This window comes from Corallococcus sp. 4LFB (assembly GCF_046520365.1).
Taxonomy (GTDB): Bacteria; Myxococcota; Myxococcia; order Myxococcales; family Myxococcaceae; genus Corallococcus; species Corallococcus caeni.
The window spans coordinates 1-4,680 of sequence record NZ_JBKGHJ010000581.1 but is presented as its reverse complement, the minus strand read 5'-3'; the positions used below and the strand labels follow the sequence as shown (position 1 = coordinate 4,680).

Genomic DNA, 4,680 nt, shown 5'->3' with positions numbered 1-4,680 from the left:
GGGAGGTCGGGGAGTCACTCTTCGTCGTCGTCACGGTGGCAGTCACCTCGGGAAGCGTCGCGGGGGGAGCGACGGCCGCAGGTGTGGCCTCCGGCCCGATGGGAGCTGCGGCCTGGCCAGCTTGAGGTTTTTCTATATATGGCGCTACTTCTTGGCCGGTGACGGCCTGCGGCTGCGGTGAGTCCGTCCGCAGTGAGAAGTACGCCCCATACGCGAGGGCCATGGTCAGCAGCCCCGCCCCCAGCATACGCCCCATCCTGAGTCGCGAGAGGAACGAGCGCCGCCCTGCCTCGACGACGGGGGCCACAGGCGCCATTTGCCGCGCGCGTCCGCCTCCATTGCGGCTTCCGCCCCCACCCCGCCCTCAAGCGCCAAGCCCGGCCCATGCGCCTCCACGGGCCAGGGGGCCGCAGGCGCCAGCGGGGCCTCGAGTGGCAATGCTGCAGGCCTGCCTTCGCCCAGCAGCTCCGGCCCCTGCGCCTTGCCCCGGCGCATCTGGCGCAGGGGCCGCTTCGCCCACCGAGCCAGCTTGTCCACCTCACCCTCGGTGGTGGCCGAGTTCGGGCCATACGAGTCAAACAAGGGCGTGTCCCACGCCTCCCCTTCCGCCCCGGCCAGGAGCTCTTCCAGGGCTGCACAGACAGTGCTCGCGGCAGGACGTGCAGCAGGGTCCTTCTCCAGCAGCCGCATGCACAACATGCCCAGCGGCTCCGGGACGAAGCGGTTGACGTGGTGAGGGGACACAGGCGAATTGCCAATGACACTCCGGATGTAGTCCTCTTCCGTCCCCACGTCGAAGGGCAGCCTCGCCGTCAGGAGACGGTAGAGGAGGGTGCCCAGGGCCCACATGTCATCCGAGGGGGCGGACACGTAGCGGAAGCCTCTCTGGCCAAGATGCTCCCGCAGGAAGAGCCAAGCCTCGGGGGGCCGGAACTCCATCGTCCCCGGCGGCAGCAGGGATTGGGTGACACCGGAGGGGGCGCCCGCGTAGTCCCCAATGCCGTAGTCCACCAGCACCGCCAGGCCGTCCGCGTCGCGCACCATGACGTTGGCGTCCTTCACGTCCCGGTGCACCACTCCCGCCTCGTGCGAGGCTGCCAGCGCCCTCGCCATGTCGAGCGTCACCTTCGCAATTCGCCGGGCCGAGGGGTTCTCATCCTTCACCCACGCGCTCAGCTTCCGCCCCTCCACGTACTCCATGGCGATGAGGGCGAAGTCGCGCTCCTCGGCTTGCCAGTAGGTGAAGCCGCGAATGCCCACCACGTTCGGGTGCGTCAAGCGCAGGAGGATGGAGACTTCCTTCTCCACCCGCCCCTCCACGCGCTGCCGCTCCACGAGCTTCAGCGCGCAGGGCTGCCCGTCGTTCGTTGCGAGGTACACGGTGCCGAAACCACCTCGGTCCAACTGCCTCACCACCGTGTAGCCCTTCACCACGTCCCCAGGGGACAGCACGGCTGGGGGGCCGTTGTCCCTCATGGCGACGTCCTCCTGGCGGCTCTGTAGGACGGCAGGACTGCAACCACGCGCATGCGATTCCCTCCCGGCGCCGGCCCACGCTACCAGAAGCCCAGGGAAATCGCGCGAAGTCTTATCCCACCTCCCACCACCACCAACCACGACAGGTCGAGCCACAGTCCAGGTGAATTCAACTAGACTATAGGGTATAGTTTACTTGGAATGCATATCCCCCCTGACGCCCTCACCTTCGCCCCGCCGAAGAGGCGCTCGCGCCCTTTGCCTGCCATCCTCGGCGAGGCCCTGCGCGCCGCCCGCCTCCGCGCGGGCTTGCAGCAGACAGAGGTAGCGAGGCTCATCGACATCTCCCGCAACGCCTACAGCCGGCTCGAGCGGGGACTGATGCTTCCCAGCGTCCCGACGCTGTTCCGCCTGTGCACCGTCGTCGGCACCACCCCCAACGAGCTGCTGGGCTTCTCCTACGCGCTGCCGCCGGGCACGAGCGCTACCGCCAAGGACGCCCTGCGACGCCGCGTGCGCCAGTTGGACGGGCGCCAGGCCCTTGCCCTCATTCAGCTCCTCTCAGGCATGCGCTGATGGAATCGCACTCCCTTGACAACGAGCAACTCAGGTATACTCCCTTGTACCTATGAACGAACAGCTTGCTGCGCACCTTGGAAGCATCGCCCGCCTTGCTCGGGAGCAGATGAGTCTGACGCAGGTCCAAGTCGCGGAGCGCGTGGGGCTGGCCTCTGCCGTCTACAGCCGTGTCGAGCGCGGACACATGATTCCCAGCGTCGAGACGCTGAAGAAGTTGTGCATTGAGCTGATGGTCTCCCCCGAGGACATGATGGGGCTCACCGAATCCCCCAACAGCGGGAGTCCAACGCGGGCGGACGACGACGTCACCCTGCGGCGGCTGCTCTTCCTCGCACGGAAGCTCGACGCGTCGAAGCTGGACGCCCTCGTCCGCATCACCACCGAGTTGGCCCGCTGAAGCAGTGCCCCGAGGGCACCCGCCCCTCCAGAAGCAGGCTGCGTGCGGCTGGCGCCTCGAGCAGGGAGCAGGCTTGGCGGGCAGAGCCCCATGCCTCGGGGCCCTGCACCGGAGTACGCGCGCCCCCAACCCGAGCGGACTCCGGCGATGACGGAGCGCCTCCCCGTCCGAAGGAGGAGGCACCCCGCTACGCCGCGCCGCGCTCCGCCAACTCCTCATTCACGTCGGCGAGCTGCGCCTCCAGGGCTTTCTTCCTCAGTTGGAGGCGGGCCACATCATCCAGCCCCGCCTCCTCGTCGAGGCGTCTCTCCTTCGGAGGGTCAGGCTCCAAGTCCTCACGCACCTCCACCGTGAGGACGTCGCCCGCACGGATGTCGTTGGCGTAACACCACCTCAGGCGCTCGCGGTACTCCCTGCCCACGGAGCCCCCAAGGTGGAGGTCCACCTCCGGGTTGTCGCGCGTCTCATCATCGGGGCGGCGCACCCACGTCAGAATGGTGGAGACAACACCGAAGCCCGACACCCCCGCGGTTGCGACGTGCCGGCCATTGCGCAGTAGGCGAAAGCAGAGCATCGGCGGCCTACTCCTTCTTCGGGAGCCCCAACTCGTGCTTCTCCAACCCATCCGGGTAGAGGCCGGCCTCGCCGAACTCCACCTGGTCACGGAGTACCCCACCCTCGGACACCACAAGGGCAGCCTCCTGGGCGGCCTCCGCGCGCCCATAGGGCTTGCGGAGCTGGGCGTGGGCGACACCGCGCAACGCATCCCTCATGTCCGCCGCCGTCGCGAAGCGCTCCTCGGGGTTGAGGCGCAGGGCCGTGTGCAGCACCGCCTTGAGGTCCTCGTTGAGGTGAGCCACCGCCTTCTCGACGACGGCCGGACCGAACTTCTCCATGAGGGCCTGCATCTGCTGCAGCGGCAACGAGGGATGCGACTCCGCGACAAACCGGCTCTCCTTCGCCACCACCGGGACGTCGCGCACCTCGAAGAGGTGCTTCCCCGTGAGGCATTCCACCAGCAACACCCCCAGGCTGAAGACGTCGGAGCGCGGTGTCAGCCCTTCCTTGCGGAGGTATTCGGGAGAGGCATAGGCCACATCCCCTCGCAGCAGATTCTCCGGCGACTCCTCCCGCCCCACCAGCAGCGAGAATGCCGAGCCGAAGTCCAGCACCTTCACCTCCCCCTGCAGGCCCAAGGCGATGTGCCGGGGACTCACGTCACGGTGGACGATGCCCAGAGGCACGCCCTTCTCTGACGTCAGCGTGTGCGCGTAGTGCAGCGCGTCCGCAACCTCCGCCCCCACGTACAAGCCAAAGCCCTCCGAGAGGGACTTGCCCCGCACCAACGCCGCGCACACCAGCGTCTCCAGTGAGGGCCCGCCCACGTACTCCATGACGCTGAAGGGGACGTCCTCCTCTTCATCCACCTGCATGTGGAAGACTTGAGCGATGTTGGGGTGATTGAGGCGAAAGGCCAACTGCACCTCTTCAATCATCCGCTTGCGCATCATGTACGTGGATGGGCTGGCAATCTTGCGGACCAGACACGGACCGGACAGCGCTCCATCCTCCACGCGCCGCTCCGCCTTCAGGAGCTTCTCGCCATTCGACCGCACTTCGATTTCCCGCACCGCCTCGTAGCGGACGCCCTCCACTTCGAAGAGGAAGCGTGGCGCACTGGGGCTGGGCGGAGCGGAGGGCTTGGGCGGTAACTCCTCCGTCGACACTTCATCTTCCGAACGCTTCGTCATGGCTGTGAATCCTCCTGAAAGAAGGGGCGCGGCCCCACGGACACTGAGATTCGCCGTCGCGGACAACTCTCCGGAATCTGCTAGGTACAGTTGACTGGACCGTCGAATTAACATGACCTTTGGGAGGCTGTGAAGCCCTCTGCCCCTCGTAGCGGACAGGCCGCCTCCCATGAGCGCCTATCCCCGCCTGGGTGCAAGCGGCCCCAGCCCCGGCTTCGCAGAGAGGCATGGGCTGCTCGCAAAGGAAAAATGACGCATGAGTGAAACCGTTGACTGGGGGCCGATTCGCGAACTGGCACGTCGTGTCTCCACCACAGGAGCGCGCCTGGCCCTCACAACTGAGGCGAAGGCTCTGCTGAAGCGCACGGCCTCCGAGGTGGGCCTCAGCGACGGTGAGGCCGAGAGCGCGCTCGCCACGGAGGAGGGTGCGTTGGGCCTCTTGAGCGAGGAGTCCCGGCGCATCCGAGAAGGCTCCCA

Annotated in this window: 5 protein-coding genes and 1 pseudogene; 3 read left to right on the top strand and 3 right to left on the bottom strand. The window is 67.1% G+C overall.

Translation table 11 applies throughout. The annotated features are described in order from the left end of the window. Nucleotides 1-1,476: pseudogene (locus ACLEQD_RS37300) on the bottom strand (serine/threonine-protein kinase); the annotation flags it as partial. Nucleotides 1,477-1,734: 258 nt separating this feature from the next. On the opposite strand from ACLEQD_RS37300, the gene ACLEQD_RS37295 reads away from it, so the two are divergent. Then, nucleotides 1,735-2,052 carry a helix-turn-helix transcriptional regulator gene (locus ACLEQD_RS37295; RefSeq protein ID WP_223738452.1) on the top strand — a complete coding sequence of 106 codons (318 nt, stop codon included), beginning with the start codon at nt 1,735-1,737 and terminating at the stop codon, nt 2,050-2,052. A 52-nt stretch (nt 2,053-2,104) separates the two neighbouring features. Then, nucleotides 2,105-2,452: a helix-turn-helix domain-containing protein gene (locus ACLEQD_RS37290; RefSeq protein ID WP_223738451.1), complete on the top strand. Its 348-nt coding sequence runs from the start codon at nt 2,105-2,107 to the stop codon at nt 2,450-2,452. A gap of 187 nt (nt 2,453-2,639) precedes the next feature. On the opposite strand, the gene ACLEQD_RS37285 is transcribed toward ACLEQD_RS37290, so the two are convergent. Together ACLEQD_RS37285 and ACLEQD_RS37280 are read right to left on the bottom strand one after the other, a co-directional pair. Continuing rightward, the gene (locus tag ACLEQD_RS37285; protein WP_223738450.1) at nt 2,640-3,026 is read right to left on the bottom strand and encodes a hypothetical protein; all 387 of its coding nucleotides are present in this window, start codon (nt 3,024-3,026) and stop codon (nt 2,640-2,642) included. A 7-nt stretch (nt 3,027-3,033) separates the two neighbouring features. Next, nucleotides 3,034-4,203 (bottom strand): serine/threonine protein kinase, encoded by a 1,170-nt coding sequence (locus ACLEQD_RS37280; RefSeq protein WP_410390641.1) that lies wholly within the window; start codon nt 4,201-4,203, stop codon nt 3,034-3,036. A gap of 256 nt (nt 4,204-4,459) precedes the next feature. Here ACLEQD_RS37280 and ACLEQD_RS37275 point away from each other — a divergent pair. Further along, a partial coding sequence (locus tag ACLEQD_RS37275; protein WP_410390640.1) for a DUSAM domain-containing protein occupies nt 4,460-4,680 on the top strand: 221 nt, incomplete at its 3' end.